Source organism: Providencia sp. PROV267, from assembly GCF_028477825.1.
GTDB classification, from domain to species: Bacteria; Pseudomonadota; Gammaproteobacteria; order Enterobacterales; family Enterobacteriaceae; genus Providencia; species Providencia stuartii.
Genome location: NZ_JAMPLX010000002.1, coordinates 249510 through 271517, shown reverse-complemented (window position 1 = coordinate 271517; position 22008 = coordinate 249510). Strand labels below are relative to the sequence as shown.

26 protein-coding genes and 1 riboswitch are annotated in these 22008 nt (G+C 43.1%); of the genes, 18 read left to right on the top strand and 8 right to left on the bottom strand.

Going from position 1 to position 22008, the window contains the following annotated elements; all coding sequences use genetic code 11:
* The first annotated feature begins 12 nt into the window (after positions 1 to 12).
* The 3 genes from PR709_RS02100 (at position 13) to mntP (ending at position 2334) form a co-directional block, all read left to right on the top strand.
* Complete coding sequence (locus PR709_RS02100) at positions 13 to 864, top strand: PTS mannose transporter subunit IID (RefSeq protein ID WP_004920447.1); 852 nt, start codon at positions 13 to 15, stop codon at positions 862 to 864.
* A 90-nt stretch (positions 865 to 954) separates the two neighbouring features.
* Entirely contained in the window at positions 955 to 1413 is a 459-nt protein-coding gene (locus PR709_RS02095; RefSeq protein WP_004920450.1) for a DUF986 family protein, read from the top strand.
* Between the two features lie 151 nt (positions 1414 to 1564).
* Positions 1565 to 1743, top strand: a riboswitch (yybP-ykoY riboswitch).
* Between the two features lie 6 nt (positions 1744 to 1749).
* Entirely contained in the window at positions 1750 to 2334 is a 585-nt protein-coding gene (mntP, locus tag PR709_RS02090; RefSeq protein WP_014656091.1) for a manganese efflux pump MntP, read from the top strand.
* Positions 2335 to 2379: 45 nt separating this feature from the next.
* On the opposite strand, the gene rlmA is transcribed toward mntP, so the two are convergent.
* From rlmA to PR709_RS02075, 3 genes are all read right to left on the bottom strand, one after another.
* Entirely contained in the window at positions 2380 to 3201 is an 822-nt protein-coding gene (gene rlmA, locus PR709_RS02085) for a 23S rRNA (guanine(745)-N(1))-methyltransferase (protein WP_041705372.1), read from the bottom strand.
* A gap of 107 nt (positions 3202 to 3308) precedes the next feature.
* Entirely contained in the window at positions 3309 to 3506 is a 198-nt protein-coding gene (locus tag PR709_RS02080; RefSeq protein ID WP_004920458.1) for a hypothetical protein, read from the bottom strand.
* A 587-nt stretch (positions 3507 to 4093) separates the two neighbouring features.
* Positions 4094 to 5407 carry a serine hydrolase domain-containing protein gene (locus PR709_RS02075; RefSeq protein ID WP_004920462.1) on the bottom strand — a complete coding sequence of 438 codons (1314 nt, stop codon included), beginning with the start codon at positions 5405 to 5407 and terminating at the stop codon, positions 4094 to 4096.
* A 218-nt stretch (positions 5408 to 5625) separates the two neighbouring features.
* Here PR709_RS02075 and PR709_RS02070 point away from each other — a divergent pair, with 218 nt between their 5' ends.
* Positions 5626 to 6096, top strand: a complete 471-nt coding sequence (locus PR709_RS02070) for a GNAT family N-acetyltransferase (RefSeq protein ID WP_004920466.1) — start codon at positions 5626 to 5628, stop codon at positions 6094 to 6096.
* 44 nt (positions 6097 to 6140) lie between these two features.
* On the opposite strand, the gene PR709_RS02065 is transcribed toward PR709_RS02070, so the two are convergent.
* Both PR709_RS02065 and alr read right to left on the bottom strand, forming a co-directional pair.
* A complete protein-coding gene (locus PR709_RS02065; RefSeq protein ID WP_004920468.1) occupies positions 6141 to 6878 on the bottom strand; it encodes a phosphatase in 738 nt (245 codons plus the stop codon).
* Between the two features lie 207 nt (positions 6879 to 7085).
* Complete coding sequence (alr, locus tag PR709_RS02060) at positions 7086 to 8309, bottom strand: alanine racemase (RefSeq protein WP_272570699.1); 1224 nt, start codon at positions 8307 to 8309, stop codon at positions 7086 to 7088.
* Between the two features lie 475 nt (positions 8310 to 8784).
* On the opposite strand from alr, the gene PR709_RS02055 reads away from it, so the two are divergent.
* The 9 genes from PR709_RS02055 to PR709_RS02015 all read left to right on the top strand — a co-directional run bounded on the left by PR709_RS02055 (position 8785) and on the right by PR709_RS02015 (position 14610).
* Positions 8785 to 9339: a TetR/AcrR family transcriptional regulator gene (locus PR709_RS02055; protein ID WP_231405919.1), complete on the top strand. Its 555-nt coding sequence runs from the start codon at positions 8785 to 8787 to the stop codon at positions 9337 to 9339.
* Between the two features lie 95 nt (positions 9340 to 9434).
* Positions 9435 to 10421 carry an SDR family NAD(P)-dependent oxidoreductase gene (locus PR709_RS02050; protein ID WP_004920477.1) on the top strand — a complete coding sequence of 329 codons (987 nt, stop codon included), beginning with the start codon at positions 9435 to 9437 and terminating at the stop codon, positions 10419 to 10421.
* Positions 10422 to 10689: 268 nt separating this feature from the next.
* Complete coding sequence (locus PR709_RS02045; RefSeq protein ID WP_004920481.1) at positions 10690 to 11016, top strand: helix-turn-helix transcriptional regulator; 327 nt, start codon at positions 10690 to 10692, stop codon at positions 11014 to 11016.
* On the top strand, positions 11010 to 11369 hold the full coding sequence (locus PR709_RS02040) for a HipA N-terminal domain-containing protein (RefSeq protein ID WP_004920484.1): 360 nt from the start codon (positions 11010 to 11012) through the stop codon (positions 11367 to 11369). The genes PR709_RS02045 and PR709_RS02040 overlap by 7 nt, the downstream gene beginning before the upstream one ends.
* A 213-nt stretch (positions 11370 to 11582) precedes the next feature.
* Positions 11583 to 11975, top strand: coding sequence for a GntR family transcriptional regulator (locus tag PR709_RS02035; protein WP_004920487.1), 393 nt, complete (start codon positions 11583 to 11585; stop codon positions 11973 to 11975).
* Between the two features lie 28 nt (positions 11976 to 12003).
* Entirely contained in the window at positions 12004 to 12327 is a 324-nt protein-coding gene (locus PR709_RS02030; protein ID WP_004920489.1) for a GntR family transcriptional regulator, read from the top strand.
* 15 nt (positions 12328 to 12342) lie between these two features.
* A complete protein-coding gene (locus PR709_RS02025; RefSeq protein ID WP_004920492.1) occupies positions 12343 to 13188 on the top strand; it encodes a sulfite exporter TauE/SafE family protein in 846 nt (281 codons plus the stop codon).
* 1 nt (position 13189) lies between these two features.
* Positions 13190 to 13507 (top strand): DUF1634 domain-containing protein, encoded by a 318-nt coding sequence (locus PR709_RS02020; protein ID WP_004920497.1) that lies wholly within the window; start codon positions 13190 to 13192, stop codon positions 13505 to 13507.
* Positions 13508 to 13722: 215 nt separating this feature from the next.
* A complete protein-coding gene (locus PR709_RS02015; RefSeq protein WP_004920500.1) occupies positions 13723 to 14610 on the top strand; it encodes a hypothetical protein in 888 nt (295 codons plus the stop codon).
* Between the two features lie 377 nt (positions 14611 to 14987).
* On the opposite strand, the gene PR709_RS02010 is transcribed toward PR709_RS02015, so the two are convergent.
* A complete protein-coding gene (locus PR709_RS02010) occupies positions 14988 to 15185 on the bottom strand; it encodes a hypothetical protein (protein WP_001205642.1) in 198 nt (65 codons plus the stop codon).
* Positions 15186 to 15448: 263 nt separating this feature from the next.
* Here PR709_RS02010 and PR709_RS02005 point away from each other — a divergent pair, with 263 nt between their 5' ends.
* The gene (locus tag PR709_RS02005; protein WP_171820783.1) at positions 15449 to 17272 is read left to right on the top strand and encodes a P-loop NTPase fold protein; all 1824 of its coding nucleotides are present in this window, start codon (positions 15449 to 15451) and stop codon (positions 17270 to 17272) included.
* A 94-nt stretch (positions 17273 to 17366) separates the two neighbouring features.
* On the opposite strand, the gene traI is transcribed toward PR709_RS02005, so the two are convergent.
* Entirely contained in the window at positions 17367 to 19274 is a 1908-nt protein-coding gene (gene traI / locus PR709_RS02000; protein WP_121560242.1) for a TraI/MobA(P) family conjugative relaxase, read from the bottom strand.
* Positions 19271 to 19651, bottom strand: coding sequence for a plasmid mobilization protein (locus PR709_RS01995; protein ID WP_000896705.1), 381 nt, complete (start codon positions 19649 to 19651; stop codon positions 19271 to 19273). Before PR709_RS01995 ends, traI begins: the two co-directional genes overlap by 4 nt.
* A 344-nt stretch (positions 19652 to 19995) precedes the next feature.
* On the opposite strand from PR709_RS01995, the gene PR709_RS01990 reads away from it, so the two are divergent.
* From PR709_RS01990 to trbJ, 4 genes are all read left to right on the top strand, one after another.
* Complete coding sequence (locus tag PR709_RS01990) at positions 19996 to 20238, top strand: TraK family protein (protein ID WP_000129517.1); 243 nt, start codon at positions 19996 to 19998, stop codon at positions 20236 to 20238.
* A 91-nt stretch (positions 20239 to 20329) separates the two neighbouring features.
* Entirely contained in the window at positions 20330 to 20539 is a 210-nt protein-coding gene (locus PR709_RS01985; RefSeq protein ID WP_000101796.1) for a TraC family protein, read from the top strand.
* A gap of 2 nt (positions 20540 to 20541) precedes the next feature.
* Positions 20542 to 20766 (top strand): hypothetical protein, encoded by a 225-nt coding sequence (locus PR709_RS01980; protein ID WP_000844753.1) that lies wholly within the window; start codon positions 20542 to 20544, stop codon positions 20764 to 20766.
* Between the two features lie 268 nt (positions 20767 to 21034).
* A complete protein-coding gene (gene trbJ / locus PR709_RS01975) occupies positions 21035 to 21826 on the top strand; it encodes a P-type conjugative transfer protein TrbJ (protein WP_000425121.1) in 792 nt (263 codons plus the stop codon).
* Positions 21827 to 22008: the final 182 nt, after the last annotated feature.

The following is a 22008-nucleotide window of genomic DNA, read 5'->3' as shown; positions in this document are numbered from 1 at the left end:
AGGAGCGCAACCATGGTAGATACAACAAATCCAACAGCGAAAAAGCTTACACAAAGCGATATTCGCGGCGTCTTCTTGCGTTCTAACTTGTTACAAGGTTCTTGGAACTTTGAACGTATGCAAGCGCTGGGCTTCTGTTATTCAATGGTTCCGGTGATCCGTCGCCTGTATCCTGAAAATAACGATGAGCGTAAACAAGCAATCAAACGCCATCTTGAGTTCTTTAACACCCACCCTTACGTTGCTGCGCCTGTTTTAGGTGTCACCATGGCGATGGAAGAGCAACGTGCGAATGGTGCAGATATTGATGATGGTGCCATCAACGGTATTAAGGTGGGTTTAATGGGACCTCTTGCCGGGGTTGGTGACCCAATCTTCTGGGGTACTGTTCGTCCTGTATTTGCAGCCCTAGGCGCCGGTATTGCAATGACTGGTAACCTACTCGGCCCAATCCTCTTCTTTGTTCTATTCAACCTTGTTCGCCTATTAACGCTCTACTATGGCGTTGCGTATGGCTATAAAAAAGGGGTTGATATTGTTCAAGATATCGGTGGCGGATTCTTACAAAAACTGACTGAAGGTGCATCAATACTGGGGCTATTTGTTATGGGTGCCTTGGTGAATAAATGGACCAAGGTCAACATTCCCGTCGTTGTTTCCAATATTGAGAACCCAACAACAAAAGTTATGGAAATCAAAACCATTCAAGATATTTTGAATGATTTGATGCCTGGTTTAGTTCCATTATTACTAACTTTTGCATGTATGTGGCTACTTCGCCGTAAAGTTAACCCACTGTGGATCATCATTGGCTTCTTTGGCCTTGGTATCTTAGGTGCTTGGTTGAAGTTCTTAGCACCATAATTTGCTGTAATAAACTGAAATGGGAGGTTGCAGCCTCCCATTTTTACTTTTAAGCTCTCTAGCACGTTTACTTAGCCAAGGGCACTGAAAATGACCTTAAATGATTTCATACTAGCCATTATTATTTTACTGATGCTGCTGTATGCAATTTACGATGAGTTTATTCAACATTTACTTAAGGGAAAAACCCTACTCAAAATTAACCTCAGACGTAAACATCGTGTCGATGCAATTATCTTTATTGTCTTAATCTGTATCGTTATTTATACCAATATTTCACGACACGGTAGTATGTTAACCACTTATTTATTAATGGTTACAATTTTAATGTCAGTCTATTTGGCTTTTATTCGAGCACCAAAGCTATTTTTTAAACAAACAGGTTTTTATTTTGCAAACACATTTATATTGTACGACAGAATAAAAACAATGAATTTATCAGAAGACGGAATTCTAATTATCGGATTAGAGCATAAGAAAATCCACATTCAAGTTTCTCAACTTGATGATTTACAAAGAATATATGAATTTTTCATTAATCATAAATAATGGTTATATATATTCACATTAAGATTGAGGTTAATAACAAATTTAATTAACCTCAATTTTTTTATTTCTGCAAATGAAAATTATTCTCAATAAATTTTAATATCCACATAAAATTAAGTGTTGCCTTTCAATTAATTTATGATATCTTTCGAACCACGTCATTGGGGAGTAGCCTGTTCTGGAAATATATCCAGAATGTCCGTATCAACATACTCGTTTGTTTTTTAAACGTGGTGCGGACGCCATCTTGGTTGGCAAGACCATAGACACATGAATAAGCCTTTTGGTTGGGGGTAATTCATGTGTATATGGATGCACCCAACCGAGGTTTATATTATGAGCTTTTACGCTACGCTTATTTTAGCACTCGCCCTTTCCATGGACGCATTTGCTGTCGCTATCTGTAAAGGTGCTGTTCTGCACAAACCCCGCTTTAAAGAGATCCTCCGCACTGGTTTTATTTTCGGTATTATTGAAGCACTCACCCCAATTATAGGCTGGGGAATTGGTATTCTCGCAAGCCAATATGTTATTCGTTGGGATCATTGGATTGCTTTTGGCCTGCTCTTCATTCTTGGCTCTCGTATGATTTGGCAAGGTATTAAAGCCAAAAGCGATGATGACTGCTGCACACCGCCTTCACGCAACAGCTCTCTTAGCTTAGTACTTTCTGCTATTGCCACTAGTCTTGATGCAATGGCTATCGGACTTGGTCTTGCATTTTTACAAGTTGATATTGTGCATACCGCAATGACAATTGGCCTCATGACCATGATCATGGCCACGGTAGGTATGATGATTGGTCGTTATGTGGGGCCACTATTAGGAAAAAAAGCAGAAATTATCGGTGGGATAGTATTAATCGCTATTGGCTTTAATATCCTCTTCGAACATCTCGAAGTATTTATGTACAGCGCATAATTTATAACCCCCTACTGAACTGGTAGGGGGAGTAACCTCATTTTGTTAATCAATAAGTTGATACACCCGTATCAGAAAATCAGCCGTATAATCTTTTGGTTCTGACTGTTGTAATGTATTTTTAACATCCACAGAAGCTCGCCATGCAAAAGGGGTCATTTCTAATAATGCAAATGCTTCATCCCCTGTTAAGTGCATTGAGTACTTTAAATTGGTTTCATCCACTAATTTAAATTGCGGCAAGGCTTCTTCTTTAATTGGATGTAATTTAACCTCACTATAAATCAACTGTTTCAATTCCTGTAAGTGTTCAGGAGCCGGTGTTACAGTAATCAGTATTCCCGAACGTTGCAGAACTCTAGCTAATTCTTCCGCTTTGCAAGGTGCATAAATACGAACAATCGCATCAATACTTTGTTCAGGGAAAGGCAAACGGTGACTAGAGGCAACACAAAAATTGACTGATGGATAGCGTTTTGCTGCATAACGAATAGCGGCTTTTGATACATCTAACCCAAAAACAGCTTTAATTGCCCGCTGTTTTATTAAGCTTTGCATAAAATAGTCAGTGTAATACCCTTCTCCACAACCAATATCTAATACATTTTCACTCTGCTCAGAAAGGTATTGCGCTAATTTCTCAGTCACACATTGACGCATTGGATCATAATGACCTGCATTTAAAAATTGCCGCCGAGACTGCATCATTTCGGCACTGTCACCAGGATCCTTAGAACGCTTATGTTGTACTGGCAGTAAGTTCACATAACCTTCTTTTGCACGATCAAATTGATGGTTATTGGAACACTGCCAACTATTATTATTCAATTTTAAAGGACTAAAACACAGGGGGCATTGATAGCTCATAACAGGTATATCTTGATAAATAAAAAGCAGTATACCATATAGATTCAGCGCCACGGGCTGTATATTTCCCATGGCACTGAGACTGGATTGACATTAGTGGTGGCTCATTAACCTTTAGTAGAGTCTGGAGTCTTTTTCTTTACTGGTTGATTATGAGCTTTGCTGTTGCTCGATGAATGCGATTGGCTACTTTGCTGTGTTTTCACCGTAGGCGATGTTTTCCCCTCTTTTGCTGTACCTGCAGCGAGTGCCGAACCCGAAATGGCTAATGACAATACCGTCGCAATTGCTAATAACTTTTTCATTCTAAATACCTTCAAATTTATGTATACAAGGATGTTCTTGCGATATCAATAAATCATATTTTTTAAATACACTACAATAGGAAAAACTTAAAGATTTATAAATTTTTTATAGGTTATTTATGGGGTAATATTTATGCGATTTGTTGATGTTCTATTTACTTTATTAACAATGAGTCTAATGATAGAAAATTCCTTTTAGTGATAACTTTATTTTCTTTACCTATTCATTTTTATTAAAAAAATAACACCAATTACTCATTGATTTATTTATTAAACAAAAACAACAAGATAACAAAATGCGAGGCACTCATAAAAACCAATTGAATTTATTTATTGAGTAATATCATGATAAAGAAGCCATTTTACCGCTTCAAAGTAAATATAAAAAACCACATAACACAAATTACAACATTTTAAATTATCCGACAGGCAACAAATCAAAAAAAATCGTCATCTATTGGCTGTGAAATATCAATGAAAGCTCAACAAGGAGTCAATCTATTTTTTATTTTCCAAATTTACTCTTTTTACATATAAAAACGATCGCTTGTTTTAATTGAGCGATCGTTTCATATTTATTAAGTATATTATTTGTTTAGATAGTTATTAATTGCATTAAAAACTAATGAGGCTTCTAACGGCTGCCCATCTTCTGCTGGATGAGCAACTGGCCATGTGGACCACTGAACAATGACTAGCTGCTCTTTTGGATTGACCACAATAATTTGCCCAAAAATTCCCAATGCCCACAATGTATTGTTCCCATCTAGGCCCTCTTTAGGTTGTGCATTTTGCATTTTTTGCGGAACGCTATTGTTCCACCATTCAAAGCCATAGATCCCTTCTGGGTAACTTGGATTCACCGAGTTTTTCGCTTGTACCCAGCTTTTAGACTCATTCACCCAATTATCCGGTAATGATTTGTGACCATCTGGCAAGACTCCATTCCCTGCAAAAAATAGCCCAAACTTACCCCAATCCTCTAACGTGGCATTAAAACCATGTGCCCCTGTATTATGTTTATTTAATTCATAGCTTTGCCATACCCCGTCGCTCGTCATACCAAAAGGTTGCCATATCTTATTTTCGAGATATTGTGCTATCGATACACCCGTTGCTTTTTCAAGTGTATCCCCTAATAACCACGCACCGCCTGAATTGTATTGCCACACTTCCCCAGCTTTTGCATAGGATTTTCGTTTAGGATTGATAACTAACTGTTGCACACACTCATAGATTTTCGGGTTTGCTTCACACTCGGTCATTTTGGCAAAATCTGAGTTTAGGTTTTCATAATCTTCCCCCCACTCAACCCCAGAGGTGTGTTGTAACAACTGCCTTATTGTCACATCTTCCCAAGCGGTTCCTTTAACACTTGGATTGTATTTAACGATGGCATCGTCTAATGAGGCTATTTTACCTTCCTGTAGTGCTATCCCAACTAGAGTTGAAACAACTGATTTTCCGACCGAACGCGAGGTCCATAACGTTTTTGGCGTGTTTCCTTTACCATAATATTCAAAGACGACTTTTCCCTGTTTTATCACCATTAATGCAGTAACATCATTACGCTTAATATAGTCATCAAGGTTATATGTCATCCCTTTCAATTGGTAAGTGACATCAACTAAGTTTTGAATTTCTCTTTCTAGCGGTTTGGGATTAATTGCATGGAATACATCTCCGGGGTAAGAGCGGTAATCATTACGAAAACCAAGCAATCGTTCATTTTGATCCCATGTCAGCATGTCTTTAACATTTGGGTAGTGACTATCAACAGGCTGAGGGCATTGCGATAAAGCAGGCACATGACATTCGTTGTCAGTTTGATTTGCATAACCATAGAGCGATGTAAAGAATAAAGCCGAGAATAAACATACATTTACTTTGTATTTTTTCATAGGGTGACCTTTTATAATAATAATAACAACTAGCTCTTTTTATTGTCATTAATATCTTAGCGTTGGATTTTATTATCGCTATCGACCAAAAAGACGAAGGGATACGGCTCTTTTATGGGATTACTTTTAATCTTCAGCAGTACTTTGGTGATTAAGTTGTTTATTAATCTGATTTCTGATTTGATAACACAGAAATTTATTATGTAACTGGGGGCTTAATGGAAATTAGACTCGCTGTACCATCTGAAGCCGAACAACTTTGGTTTATCAGAAATAACGCGATTCGTCACTCTTGTAAACAAAGCTTTAGCCATAGTGTGATTATGGCGTGGACGCCAGACAAAATGCCAGAAAGCTATCGAACTATGGTGGAAGAAAATCCATTTTTTGTGGTTGTTAATGAGCTTAATATTCCAATCGCCACAGGTTTCTTAAACCTTAAACAGCACAGTGTTGATGCTATTTTTACTTTACCTGAATATTCAGGTTTAGGCGCAGCCCGTTTAATTATGGACAGGATCAAACAAGAAGCTAAATTCCGTCATATCAAACAACTCACTTTAGAATCGACACCTAATGCCGAACGGTTTTATCAAAAGCAAGGGTTTATTTCTCAAAACAAAGGCCAATATTATTCTGCATTAGCTCAAAGCTATCTTCCTTGTATTAATATGACCTTATCGCTTTAGCAACCTATTTCAGCCGTTTAATGATGACTAAACGGCTTTATAATTTAAAAATCAGCAAATTCAGGAATGGCTTTTCTTCCATGTGATTCAAGAAAATCCAATACCCTGCGGGGAGTGACATTTAAGATCTGCTCTTGGGGAAAATCAATCGCGGTTAACATCTCAACCACTTTATCAAAATTACCTAAATATCCCGCATAATGTGAATCAGAGCCCAATGAAACCCAGCCACCCACTTCTTTCACTGCTTTAGCTATTGCCAGACAATTTGATTCACTGCCAACGCGAGAATGCAAAAATGATGAGTTATTCATTTCCAATGCGACATTACACTCTTTTGCTGCTTGAGCAACCGCACGAATATCAATCGGGTATTTAGGGTTCCCCGGATGCGTAATAATGTGTACTTTGCCGCTTTGAATTGTGGCAATCATCGCTTCTGTATTATCTGCCTGACTTTGTGGTGCAAGAACTGGTTCATGAAAGCCCGCTAAGATAATATCTAATTGCCTGTTCATTTTTTCATTACAGTCGATTTCACCTTGCTTATTTTTAATATTCGCTTCAATACCGTAGAGCAAACCAACGCCATTCACAATACGTGGCAAAATAGGCATATTGGCAAAATGCCACTGATGTGGAGCATCGTCCATTTCAGGGCCATGATCTGTAATGGCAAACAGTTTTATCCCTCTACGTGCTGCCTCGGAAAAATACTCATTAACCGTGCTATAGGCATGTGTGCTGGCAATAGTATGCGCATGCAAATCAACTTGATACATATGCTACCCTTCTAATTCTATTGTGTGCCTTCCGACACTATCAAATAATCAAATGATCATTCAAGCTAACATATCAAGATGTTATTACGATAGCGATGCCATAACTCATATTTTAATGGATACGCCAATATCAGCAGTGACACGCCTAAATAACAAATAAAAAGAGCGAATATCTACTCGCTCTCTTTTCCTACTGCAATGCTATCTTTAATCAACAAGAATACGTTTGTTGGTCGCTCCCCAAAGAATTGACATTTCAGTAAATAATGCTCCACTGATATCTTCAACCTCTTCGGCAGTGATTTCACCATTACCTTGTTTACCAAAGAAAACAACTTCATCTCCGGGTTGGACTTGCTTTAAGTCAGTCACATCGACCATCACGGTATTCATTGATGTTTTTCCTAATACAGGCACCGTCTGCCCATTAATTAATGCGTGCCCCGCATTGCTGAATACTCGGCGGTAGCCGTCAGCATAACCGACAGGAATATTAGCCAATACAGAGTCACGTTTTAACGTATAGGTTCTGTCATAACCGACCGTGTTTCCTTTAGGGTAATGATTCACCGAGGCAATATTCGATTTTAATGTCATGACACGCTTATAGTCTTTCGTTGCTACCGTGTCACCATAGAAAATACCGCCAACACGCACCATATCAAGCCATGACTCAGGTACAGTGATGGTTGCATAGGTATTCGCTACATGCAAAATGACATCTTCACGCTTCAATCCAGTTACATCAAGGACTTGTTGTGACTGCTTTTTAAACTTCGCTAAATCTTTGCGGATTTGAGCCTCATCTTCTTCAGGGTAATGCGACATGATGCCAACAACTTTTAGCTGAGGTAATTGAGCAATCATTTTTGCGTCATTGAGGCCTTGCGCATGACTCACTTCTAGCCCATTACGTGACATTCCCGCTGAATTCAACGCTAATTGGATTGGTATTACTTTATTTTGCTTTTTACCAATATCATTTAAACGCTGTGCCATATCGAGATTACCGATAAGCTCTTCAACGTCATAGGCTGTTGCTTGTGCCATTTCTTGTTCAGTGGCATTACGCACTCTCATCAAACGGCCTTTGAAACCTAACTCTCTGACTTGTTTAAATTCTTGATTATTTGTTAAGCCAATACATTGCACATTATTTTCAATCATCAGAGGCGTTACCAGCGTCAAATCATGACCATACGCATCCCCTTTCAATACAGCACAAAGCGATGACTTATCCCCCAGCAACGCCTGCACTTTTTTAATATTGAAATCGAGTGCACTACGAGAAATTTCTATCCAAGAATTATTCACAATAATGGGTTGGACTTGTGCGTCAGGGATCGCTTTGGTGTTGGTGTTTGCAGGTTGCTGGCAAGCTGTTGCGACCAATAGAGGAAGTAAAGCAAGATATCTCAACCGAAATGACATCTTTTATATCCTTAGTAATCAATGAAATAGATTCTCCAATAAATTATTTTTATAATTATGGAGAGTGAAAATATACATTTGATGCATATAGGATAGAAATAATATCAAGTTGAATATTTTGAACAAGCAATTAATGCAGTAAAAGTGAATAATTAATTATTTTGATTAAGGGTAAATAATAACCAGGTCATTCAACAAAACAAACATAACCATTTGATAAATTTACATTAAAAAAGGTTTTCCTATCGGCATTAGCTAAAAGTACGTTTCTATGACGCGCATACAAACCCGATTAATCATGCTATTTATCAACGTTGTTTAGCCCATCATGGAAGTAACGTATTTAGTCACTTCCATAAAGCGAGCTTTACATCTAGTTATTTTGACGAATTGACAATATTAGTTAACTTTGTCAACATCCAAATAAGATTGTCTAATAATGTCAAATTCGCATTAGCCTATATGGAGCGTGGATGTGCCAATAAAGATGCACCAAGAAGAAATTAATCAACGACAAACGCATATTTTACAATCTGCTCGTTGGTGCTTCTTAAATTTTGGATTTAAAAAAACCTCACTTGAGGATATTGCGAACAGAGCCCATCTTTCTCGTACACTGTTATACAAACATTTTAAAGATAAAGAGCAAATTTTTATCAACGTATTTGTTGAATGGTTGGTATCAAGGCAACCTAGCGCCAAAAAAGTGGCTCACTCACAACGCTCCTCACAAGAGCGTTTAATGCAAGTTAGCCAATTACTGATCCTCGAACCTTGGGCTGACAGGATAGGCGCACCGATGGGTGCAGAATTTTATGATATCTGTGAGCAGCTTGCCCCTGGTATTGTGCAGCAGCACCAGCAATTTATCCTGCAATGTGTTGCAGTCATTTTACAAGATGAGATGGCAGCAAAGGTCTTTTTATTGGCATTAAATGGCCAACTTGCAGATAACCCAACCACCACCGAATTATTTCAACGCACAAAAATACTCGTTGACTGTTTTACAGCTCCCGTTTCGATTTGTTAAAAAATCAGTCAATCACCATCATGTAGTAAGTTGTTTTCCATATTGAAATTAAGAGCGCGGGGCTTTTTTAGTGCTCATATATTAAGGAGAATTACATGAAAAAGAACCTATTCGGTGCCACCTCCACCGCTGATGACGTTTTAAATAACATCGATTTAAGTCATAAACGTATTCTCGTTACAGGAACTTCTTCTGGTCTTGGCGTTGAAATTGCTAGAGCATTAACCGCACGTGGCGCTCATGTTATTGGTACCGTTCGCCATACTGCTAAAAGTGAAAAGCAAGCTCACGCTATTCGTGGCGCTAACCCACAAGGCAGTTTCGAGCTCGTTGAATTAGATCTTTCATCGCTTGCCTCTGTACGCACATGCTCTGACAAACTACTCGCAGCCGGAAAACCAATTGATATTATCATTAATAACGCTGGTGTGATGGCGACACCATTTGGTCATACTGCCGATGGTTTTGAAACTCAGTTTGGTATTAACCACTTAGGTCATTTTGTACTTGTTAATCGCCTAATACCTTTATTAAATTCAGGCGCTCGTGTTATTAGCGTTTCCTCAGCAGGACACCGTTTATTCGATTTTGATATTAACGATCTTAATTTCTCCTATACTGACTATCAGCCACAACTTGCCTATAGTCGTTCAAAGACTGCCAACATTTTATTTGCTGTTGAATTTGACCGCCGTTATCGCAACCTGGGTATTCGCGCTTGCGCTATTCACCCCGGTAATATTGCTACTAACTTGAGCCGCAATATGTCAGCTGAAGATCAAGCCGAAATTGGCACCATGATCAATTCACTTAACCAGCAAGCCGGTTTATCCAGTTTAGAAACTAAAACAATCCCACAAGGTGCAGCAACCACCGTATGGGCTGCTGCCGTCGCTGATGCGGATGAAATTGGTGGTCAATATTGCGAAGATTGCCAAGTTGCACAAGTTAATGATGGACCGGGTTTTTTCGGTCTTCGCACTTATGCTATCGACCCACAACTCGCCAAAGCATTATGGCTAAAAAGCGAACAAATGGTTGGTGAAACATTTCCTCAGAATAGTTCACTGCCGATAACTTAATTACCCCTTTGCACGGTAAAAGTTATCTAGTCCATCCGCCCCTTTTCAATTAAGGGGCTTTCAAGCGTGTTTGCCTTTACGCGGTTTATCAACAACAAATAAACTAATCTTTATAAAGTTCCATTTTAGTTACTTTAAATGAGTATTTTTATGCTAAAGCTCTTTTTTGGTTACACTACCAGCAACCTTTACTTAATAAAAATAAAGTACCAAAATAGTTACATTATCAGTTATTTTTGCATTTAAAGTCACCAAATAGGGTCTTTATATGAATAATAAAATAAGTGCTATTGCACTTGCAGAGCAACTTGGAGAACGATTAAAACAGGCTCGCTTGAATCAAAACCTAACACAATCTGAGGTCGCAGAATTTGCTGGTGTCGCACGTAAAACAGTTATCAATGCTGAGAAAGGTAAAGCGCAACTAGAAATTTTTATCGCTATCATGCAGGCTTTAAATTTAACGGAGCAACTTGATTTATTTTTACCTGCACAACCTATTTCACCTATACAACTAGCTAAATTACAAGGAAAAAAGCGCCAAAGAGCATCTGGTCAGCGACAAGAGAATGAAGAGGAGCACATTGAATGGTAATGGAAGTTATTAATGTCAATTATCATAATCAAACCATCGGTGCACTCAGTTTTGATACAGAGAGAAAGATTGGTGCGTTTGAATATGAGCCCAGTTTTCTCAAAAAAGGGATTGAACTATCCCCTTTAAAAATGCCTTTGTCTTCAACAATATTTCGCTTCCCAGAATTAGACTTTAACACCTTTAAAGGCCTTCCTAGTTTAATCGCAGACTCCCTACCCGATGACTTCGGTAATGCAGTCATCGATGAAACGATTGAACATGTCTCGAAATGGCCAACGTTAGCGAAGGAATGGGATGTGCCAAAGTCATTAATCGACGAGGTAAACGCGAATTTAAGGTTGAACATTTAATAAGGCGGCAATCACTTTCCGACCATTCGATTAATACTTCTTCACGCGTAAAAACCATCTATCCATACTCTCTCTCTTAGCTAACGCTTTGTATTTTATCGCCTCTTTAATGATGCTTAGCCTTGTTCTTAATCACCTAATAAAAAATTCAATCTTCAATTATCTTACGCTTAGTAAATTGACATTACGACATCATGATGTCATGATTAGCGAATGAAAATTGAACAAGAACACACTCCACTTTATGCTCAAGTCCAAGCGGCTTTAGCAGCTGACATCTCTACCGGTATTTTACCCCCCGGTAGTCAGCTCCCATCCGAAGAACAATTGGTCGAAAGGTTCAATGTCAGCCGCACGACTATCCGTAAGGCTATTGAAAACCTAGTTTCTCGTGGGCAAGTCGAAATCCGAAGAGGCAAAGGCACTTTCGTCACAGAGCCTAAAATCACACAAGAGTTGACCGAATTGACAGGCTTTGTTGAAGATATGTTGGCTCTAGGCCGTACACCAACGGCTCGTTTGCTCGGAACACAGGTCGTGCCCGCTAAAGCTGATGTCGCTAAGCAGCTTTCAGTTTCAACAGGCAGCTTGGTGATGCAAATTTAAACGCGTCCGTCTAGCCGATGGTGTCGCAATGTCTTTTGATGAGACGTACCTACCACAGGAGATTGGTGAAAAGATCACTACGCATAACCTTGATGTTGAGCCAATTTTTTCTCTACTGGAAGATAAATATCACTTACCACTGACCGAAGCAGAATATCGACTTGAAGCGGTTACCGCTTCTGCTGAAGTCGCACAGGCTCTCAATATTCAGCCGGGGGGTGCTGTCTTTATGATTGAACGTACATCCTATACTCATGGGCATCGCCCTATTGATTACGAAAAACTCTATTACCGTGGCGATCTAATTCGTTTTGTGACTCGCTTGGTTCGACGTCCACGTGACCGTTCATGATAGGGAAATTAAGTCATGGGATCTTTATGGCTAGTTTTAGCTGCATTTAGCGCAAGCGCCCTTGGCGGCGTATTAGGTATGGCAAGTGGCATCTTTATTGTACCCATCCTGATATTCATCTTTGGTATTGATATTCATATTGCGATCGGAGCAAGTCTTATTTCTGTGATTGCTTGCTCATGTGTGAGTGCTGCTCCCTTTCTTAAAAGACGCCTTGCAAATGTAAGATTGGCCATCGTTCTTGAAACGGCTACGACGATTGGAGCATTAACGGGTGTGTTTCTTATCGGAATAATTTCAACGCCAGTGTTATATGGGCTATTCGCTATTATTCTTGGGCTTTCTGCTAAACAAATGTTGACTCGAAGGCATCAAACACATCATGTCACTTCTCCACCTACAAGCTGGGCAAGTCGATTACAATTACACGCCAGCTACCCTGACCGTGTCGGAAAAGAAGTCAGTTATCAAATAGGGCATTTACCACTCGGTATGTTACTTATGTACGGTGCAGGTTTACTTTCCGCACTACTCGGTATTGGTTCTGGTGTTCTTAAAATTCCTGCGATGGATTCTGCTTTACGACTCCCTCTTAAAGTTTCTTCTGCCACATCAAACTTTATGATCGGTGTTACTGCGACTGCCAGTGCCTGCGCTTATTTTGTTCGTGGTGATATCGATATTGATATTGCGGGGCCTATCACTTTAGGCTCGGTTATTGGTGCGCTCATTGGCGCGCGCTTACTGATGTGGTTACCAGCGGAAAAATTGCGGATCTTTTTCGTCATCATTCTCGCACTATTGGCAGTTCAAATGCTGTTAAGTGCTTTTGATATCCAACTTTTGGTTGAGTCTGTGTAGAATGAAGAAGCTCACAAGAAATATAGAAATACGGGATCAACTTATTGCGAATTTGCTCTGGTATGGTACATGGTTTGCGACAGTACTGATAGCCATCGGCGTTATTATCAATGCACTTGCTGCCTATTTCCCATTATCATTCGGCGGTTATCCCATCATAAAAATAGGTATTATTTTATTTATTTTTCTTCCTGTTGCTCGAGTCATACTCATGCTAGTGCTATTTTTACGTGAGCACGATTATCTCTACGCTACGATTGCTTGTTTTGTTCTATGTACAATAGCGGCAGGTGTATTTATTGAAATAGACCTCCCCTAGCCTGACGTGTTGTCTATTCTTCTTGGATCACAAAAGTTTATACGTCTGTTTTAGAGCCTTCTCTGTAGAAAATAAGGAACATTATTCACCAGATGGAAAAACTAGCCCAGATGGGAGTTTAGCGTACTTTAGCAATAACTAATCATAATCCTAAAGCAAATTCATTATATGTTTGATAAAAAGGAAACTCTCTATCCTGAATTTCAAAGAATAAAATGAAACGGTTCTATTTATATTTTTTGTTATTATTTTCAATATCATTACATGCCAATGAGCAATGCGATCTTATCGCTTCTATATATGGTGCTGAAGCTGGATTTAATTACCAAACAATGGTAGTCAAAGACGGAAGTAGAGCTTATTTTTATTCTGCACCGGATAAGAATTGCCGATTAGCAACATTTATTATTTCAGGTGATCAAGTAGAAGTCTTCCGTGAAATTGGTGAAATAAAGGGTGTAGAGTATTTATATATTCGTTATCGAGATATAAATAATCAATTTGTCACAGGATGGGTACAAGCACAATTTTTTCAAAGTCTGAAAAGTAAAATCACAACCTCTAAAAAGTGTGCGAATATAAAAGAACAACAAATCGGTATTAGTTTTCCTGTAAAGAATAATCACTATCAAATTATCGGTAATAAAAAAGCGAATTTTTACTCAGCACCTGATGACTCATGCATCGTTGACGACGTATTTGTTATCCCTGGAGACCAAGTTTCAGGGCAAGAAGATGCTGAAGGTACATTTATTCTTGTTAATTATTATACATCAACGGGTGAAATTGTTAGAGGATGGATAAAAAAAGAGCGGTTGTGGCAGTTAAATCATGGTGACAGTTATCGCAATGATATTAATCCATCCAGCCTTGATTTAGCCATTAGAGTTGTTTCGCTCTGGATGAATGTAGAATATTCCTGCCACTTTTATGAAGGTATAAATGATAATAATAGGTTTCGTTTATTAGTACGTGAAGATCACCAGTCGTCGCGCTGTCGAGGGGGAGGTGGTGATCCAGCAACCACTCCCGTTGTTGCTTATTTTGATATTGATAAAATAACAGGTGAAGTCGACTTTGATGGACTAAACAATGAACTATAAGTATATAGGCGATATATTAAGGCTAAGAGTTTTTTTGACTACGTAGATAATTAAAGCATTATTCGCTAAATTTTCTAAGTAACTAAGCTCAATTGGATTCTTAATTTTAATACTACCAATAGCTTGATCGCCCTTTTTAGCCATTATTATTTCTGATAGCGTCAAAATTATCGGCAATTATCAACAATTAAAGACTGTTAAAAACAAAAAGGCACCAGTAAGTAACTGATGTCCTTAGATTTATCGACAACTAAAAACTGTTATCAACAATAGCTAAATTATTCCCACTCAATTATAAATCACCAAATAATAATCATATAAATCAACATATTGCAAGGAGACTGACTTACTGAACCATGAAAAATACCATGTTCAAATCAGCGAAGTAGAGTGCGCCCTCTCTCGGCATCATGCAACCTCACATTACCTGCTAAGAAAGTGTCTATCTGCCGCAGCAGAATGGCCAGCTCGCCCGGGTTGCCGTCGCGGCGAACTTCAGCAAGCAGCTCCGCTGCATAGGTCGGATCGGCGCGGAAGTGTTCGGCCATCGCCGTGTCATGCGATCTATCTCTCACGTACTCTCCTCATCCCGCTTATTCTTCGGTCAAATGCTCCTATGGGCCAGTCAATGTTACCAGTTCACCACATCTCCTACACCATAACTTTCGAGGTCAAATCTGCTTACTTAGACTTAGCGATTGAAAACGGAAAGCCTTGGCCTTTGTCATCAGCAGCAGAGCATGCGATAACATACTATCCAACACAATGATGCAGACAAATCATGCGGAACATACTTAATCGAGTTATGAGAAGAAAATCCTCCGACGAAGAGAGTGCTGTGAAAACATATTCAGGCCCAAACACGCCCCTAGCAAATTATCTAGCATACTATAGCAATCTCAAGTCTCCGGGTTACGCCGTTCTAATAACGGGACCATGGGGTGTTGGCAAAACTTATCAAGTAAAGCAATTAATACCAGATTCTGAGAGTTACTTTGTTAGCCTGTACGGCATTGATACTGTTGATGGCATTCACGATGCGGTGCTTGCATCATGCTTACCGAGCCTCAATGCCAGCGAATATGTATCAACAATCGGAGAGGTAGGAAAGGCAATGGGCGATAAGTACGCTCTTGCCGGCTTCGCGAACAGTGTATGGAATGTTTTTCTAAGACAACGGTTAAAACCAGATCGGACGATTATTTTTGATGATTTAGAACGCAGCTCTTTATGGGCAAATCAAAAGAGTGAATTACTGGGTGCAATTAATCACTATGTTGAACATCGCGGCTTCCGCGTTATAGTTATTTGTCACGATGAGCGCATAGCTGATCAACTAGCCGAGCTTAAGGAAAAAACATTTGGCCATACTGTTATGGTCGAACCACAAATTCATGCGGCTTTTGAAGCGTTTCTAACTGATATTCAAGATAAAGTTGCACAAGATTTTGTCACCAAAAGAAAATCAATTATTGAAGAAGTTTGGTCGCAATCCGAGCAGTCTTCTTTGAGAATACTGAAACACGTTATCAACGATGTTGCTAGACTTCGTTTAATAATGAAAGACAGGCATCTAGAAAATAAAGACGCTATAGAGCACATTATAAAATTTTTCTGCGCCTTGGATATAGAGGTGCGTGCGGGAAATTTAACACGAGATCTACTCCTTAACCGGATGAAACTACATATCGAGGAGAGGATGGATCGCAACAATCAAGACAATATTCGGCCATTAAGTAAAATAATTTCAAAATATTCATCATCTGATATTACAGGATCAATTCTCAGCGATGAAATTTTAGAGTCAACCCTCATAGAGGGTAGATTTGATTCTGAAATGCTTGCAGCATGGCTCGATCAAACACCTTATTTTATCCAAGCCTCAGATACCCCTCCGTGGCTCATAGTAATGAAATTCGATGAGCTCGATGATGAAATTATTAAAGAAGGCATATCTCGGATGCAAAAGCAGTTCGATGAGCGTGCCGTAACTGAAATCGGAGAGTTTCTTCACATCGCGGCACTTCGGCTAATGATGGTTGAACAGGGCGTTATTGCCCACTCTATGGAAGAAGAAACATCACTCTGCACCGCGTATATTGACGACCTTTTAGCAACCAAAAGAATGCCTCCAAAACCTTTGGAATACTCATTTGAGAGGCTATTTGAGGCTTATGGTGGTTATGGTTATTGGGTTTCAGAGGTTGCGAGACCACATTTCAGGGCCATTTGTGAGCACGTGGACCAAGCGCGGCAACAAGCGCTAGAGGCCACTTATCCAAGTCATGCCGCAGAAATTTTGCGTCAACTCAAAGAAGATCAAGCGTCTATCTTTAAGACAATTTCACCAACAAACTCTGGAAGCAACACTCTCGCGCATGTTCCTATCCTCAATCATATACCTGTGAATTCTTTCTTGGACGCTTGGCTTAGCGGTCCGCGCAGTGGATGGCGACAAACAACTATGGCACTCGACAATCGATATGAACATGGTCAACTCGATCGGAACTTGAGTACCGAAAGACCTTGGTTAATTGACCTAGAGCGGGAAATGAATGCGCGAATAGATAAGGAGACTGGTCTCGACGCATTTCGATTGAAGCGAATAAAACCAAAAATATTTAGTGAGTTACAAGAAATAGAGGCACCAGATCAAAGATAGGGAAATATGGATTGCGCAATCCAAAAGCATCGTATGGTGGCAGGTGATCCCACCTCCACCATAGTTCTTGGACCTAAAAACCAAGAGCGCTAGATCAAATTTCCACCCCTGCACTCTGACCATCTTTGCTGCCGCGACGGCGAGAAGTTTTCCTTGAGTCAGCCTTACCTGAATTCTCCATTTCCTTATGCTCGACCGTCTCGCGGCGCACCTGCTCCATCGCCGGATCGGTGAACGTGACCTTGAGGCTGTGCATACCGGCGAGTTGGGCGACTTCAAGCCGGAACTCGTCTGTGCCTTCCACGATGAGGGCTTGGCCCTCGAACCGCTTGGACGCCAGTTCGAGCGCAACCAGTGCCGCGCCGGTCGTGGCTTTCTGCGCCTGCACGTGCGTCTTCCGGTCGATCACCATGCCGCCGTCGATGGTGCTGTACGCCACCGTCCCGTCTTTCCGGGCCTTGGGCTTGAGCTTGTCGAGAACGATAGCTTTGGCCTTGTCGGCCCGGTCGGCAGTCAGTAGCTCCCCGTTCCAGCGGCGTGTCCGTTCCTCGCGGTCGCGCAGCACGGCCAGCGCCTCGGAGTTGCCGCGTTCCGCCTGCTGCGTTAGCCAGTCGGCCCAAGTGGGCATCGTCGTCTGTTTGAACAGTGCCTGACGGCGAGCGTCTGCGCTCTGCCGGTTCTTCTGGCGCGAGGCGTCGGCCTGCTGTTTGATAGTGCCGTACATCAGACGTTTGGTGGGCCCCTTGCCCGCGACCTTCAAAAGCATTCGCTCTGTCTGGCTCCACTGCCTCACTTGCGCATTGAAAGCCGCACTCTCGCGCTTGATCTGGTCGAGGCCCTGACGGCGGGCCAGAATGGCCGCCTGTCGCTCGCGCTGGTAGTGGTTGAACAGGCCCGCTGTCGTTGGGTTGTCCGGCCGCCGGGGTCGTGGCTTGTACCGCTTGCGGTTCGCCTTTGCCTCGGCCTGCCGTTCGGAAGGCTGGAACGGGCCAAGAAGGTCGGTCAGGGCCTTCATGGAAAGGTCGCGGCCGACGTTGCTGGCCTTCGCCCAAATGCCTAAATCCGGCTCGCCGATGACAAGGCCAGCGCCGCGCTGGCGAACCTCTAGGCCGTGCTCGGCCGCTGCGTCGTGCAGCTCCTGCCAGCTCGTCGCCTGCCGCATCGCCGGGGCCAGCTCGCGAGCCGCGTACCCGGTCAGTGTCTCGATGCCGGAGTGCGCCTCCACGCTGGCCACCTTCGCGCCGATGCGGACTGCCTCTGCTTTATCTGCTGACTGCTTCTGTAGACGGGTATCGGACAGCTTGCGCAACCCGTTCAGGGTTTTGGCTTCGGGAGGCTCCGATATGCTGAGGTCGCAAGCGTTTCTAAGGTGTTTACGGAAAAGGCTATCGCGCTGCTCTGGGGCTTTCGCTGGCAACAGCTCAATGTCGCGGTTCTGATGCCGCTGCTTTGCCTCCAGACCATGAAACGTTCTTTGCAAGCCATGCTCTACCTCAAGACGCTCACAGGCCTCCATCAGGCGGAACTGATCGTAATAGGGTTCGATGTTCTGTAAACCGGTCGGGTGAACCTTGTTGATGGCTACATGCACATGCAGGTTATCGGTGTCGATGTGAACCGCTGATACACGCTGGTGCTCATCGAGGCCGATGGCAGCGCATAGTTCGTCTTCGATGGCGTGCAGCGTCTCAAGGTCTGGCTGCTCGCCGGGCGGGAAGGAATAGACAAAGTGGTAGGTCTTTTCTGCCTTCGACCTAGTGTTCGCCGCTTGCGTGGCTTGGATTAAGATTGCGGCATCTGCCGGATCATCCGTGCCGCAGTTGGTAACGCGGTAGCTGGCGACCTTCTCGCCCTCGGTCGTGCCATTGGCGGAATCCAGAATGTAATCGGCCGTGCGCTCCCAGCTCGTCGGGTCAATGCCGCCCTTGGCCGCCACCATATACTTGATTAACCGGGCTGGGCTTGAGGCCTTGCGTTCACGGTTGATGCGATGTGCGATCATTTGGAAATCCTCCCCATGAGCGCCCGCATGTCCTCTTGGATTGCGCGGAAATCCATCATCATCGCTTCTACGTCAATCGGTCGCGCGCCCTGACCGCGTTTCTCAGCGAGCCACAATTTCAGCAATCCGGCCACCCGGCCTAGGTCGCCATTCACCTTTGCCAACTGGCGAACAGCTTCCAAATCGGCCCGTGAACCTATAGGCAGATTCAGCCCAACAGCGCGAAGGAAAGCGGCATTCGACAATCCCGCCTGATCGGCCCTTTCGGCTAACTCTTTTTTCTCATCAATGCTGACCCAAACCTCAATTCGCTCCCGCCGTGGACGTGTCCCACGCGAATGCGGCTTGATAGCCTCAATCGCATTTTCACCGGCCATAAGCCTTTCCTCTTTGGTGTAAATGTCGCGGAGCGACTGACAGCCTCGCAGAGCAAGATGCCGTCGAACCGCAGGTGAGTAAGGGGCGGTGTTGGACTGGTGCGGGCTTGCCCGTACCGGTACAACACACATCTTGCCGTACTGCTCAGTGCAATTTTAGGCAATTTAACGCTAATGGCCAGCTTCGCTAACATCAGTTGCGTTCATTTTCCTATAATTGCGCTAGTTTTCCTTAAATCGCGCAGCGTCGCGTTATTACGAGCGCAGAATTGCGTAAAATTGCGCTAATTTTCTTTGCTTGGATATACTGGTTTGGACCGAACGTCGAGAACGGAGAAAGGCACATGACCGACCATCAAAATGCAAATACTGAACGTCGCCCTCAACGCCGTGGCCGCGCATCGTTCGTGGCGGTACTGGATGAGGTGCGGAAGGAGCACGAACGCGGGGTACCGCTGGTATGGATTTATGAGGCATTCGCGGACCAGCTCGAAATGGGATACACCCAGTTCACCAAATACGTCACACGATACATCAAGCAAGGTCAGCCAATCCTCGCTCCCTACAAGCACGACGGGAAGCGATGATCCTGTTATGGCCAAACATGCCGACGGCCGTTAGAATGCAATTACATTCAACGGCGTAAAGCCAAAATGGCACCAAAGAGGAGTGGATAAATTGGCCAGAAAGACACTTTCAGAGCGGCGAGCTGATGCGCTTTCGGAGCTTGAAACGGCAAAAGCAAGGCTGGCAAAACTTGACAATGAGGCAGCCGAAAGAATCGGAAGAATTGCAATAAAATCAGGATTGGTTAATCTTGAACTGACGGACGATCAAGTCCGGGAAGAATTCGACAGAATCGTGGAAAGGATCAGCAAGGGGAATTGATCATGAAGACAGCTCACCGCATCAGCGCATTGGCCAATCAACTCAACGAACTGCAAGCCTGCCTCGGTCGAGCCAGTGGGCGGCCTAGCAAGAGCGTTATGGAAGCCCAGCGCATTGCGGCCGAGCTGGCTTCTTTACTCGAAGAGTGGCACCTTGAAACGTTGCACATCCCTGAAACAGAGCGTGACCTCTATCGCGTACAGAATCCCTATTACGCGGCCCACTGACGCCACGCACCGGCTTATCAAAAGCTCACTTCGGTGGGCTTTTTTTGTCCGCAAAACGTATCAAAACGGACAGCCAAGCCCGTTCCGCTCGTCATGAAAAACGCGATCAAAATCATAGTGTTGAGAAACAATCTCGTGAAGATTGACGGACAGTTTACGGACATAAATCATTGAATTCTATGCGGATACAAGATTATCCGCATATTTAAAACCGCTCCATATCGGTCAATAATTAAACCTCGGACGATGACAAAATGAGGTATTCGGTATGGAAATGGAATCGCAAAAAACGTCGGCTTATGCCGCCCGAAAATTCGGTCGAGGCGCGGCGCTCGCTCTAGCAATGGCAAGCGCAGGCCTTGGTGTAAGTCTCTACATGGCACCGGCTCCGGCCTATGCCATCTACTGCTCGAACTGCTCGACGTTCTATCAGCAGATGTACGAGTACGCCGAAGCGGTGAATACGCAACTGAACACCGCGCAGCAGTTGCAGACGCAGATCCAGCAGTACGACAACATGATTAAGCAGGGCATGTCGCTGCCCAGCCGCATGTTCAACACCATCACTGGCGACCTCCAGCGCGTGGCCAGCGTCTACAACTCGGCGCAGTCACTCGGCCGCAACATCAGCAATCTGGACGAACAGTTTCGCCAGCAATTCAAGGGCTATGACAGCTATCTGAACTCGATTGGCCAAGGGCAAAACAACATGCCGCAGCGCTATCGGGACTGGGCACAATCCGGCTTCGATAACGCCCGCACGGCCATGCAGGCCGCTGGCGTAAATACCAGCACATTCGAGGATGAGAACGCGATGCTGGATCAGTTGGTGAGCCGTTCGCAGTCGGCCGTTGGCCGTCAGCAGGCCATTCAAGCCGGGAACGAGATTGCGGCGCAGAACGTGCAGCAGCTCCAGAAGCTGCGCGATCTGGTAGCCACACAAATCACCCTGCAAGGCAACTACATGGCGCAGCAAAACGAACGACAGTCCGTTAGCGATGCCTCCGAACAGCAATTCCGCAGCCGTGAAAATACACGCGGCCCGTCTGAGGGGTTCTAACCATGATGATTTCTAAGGCGCTGATTGCCGCCCTCTGCCTCGTCTCGGCCCTTGGTGGGTCGGCACTGACGGCCGTAGTTGTCACGAACACCGCCGCGCCGGAATGCGCAGCGGTCGGCAATGGCCATCAGGATGACCAATTCCGCAGCCGCCCAAACACTCGCGGCCCGTCTGAGGGGTTC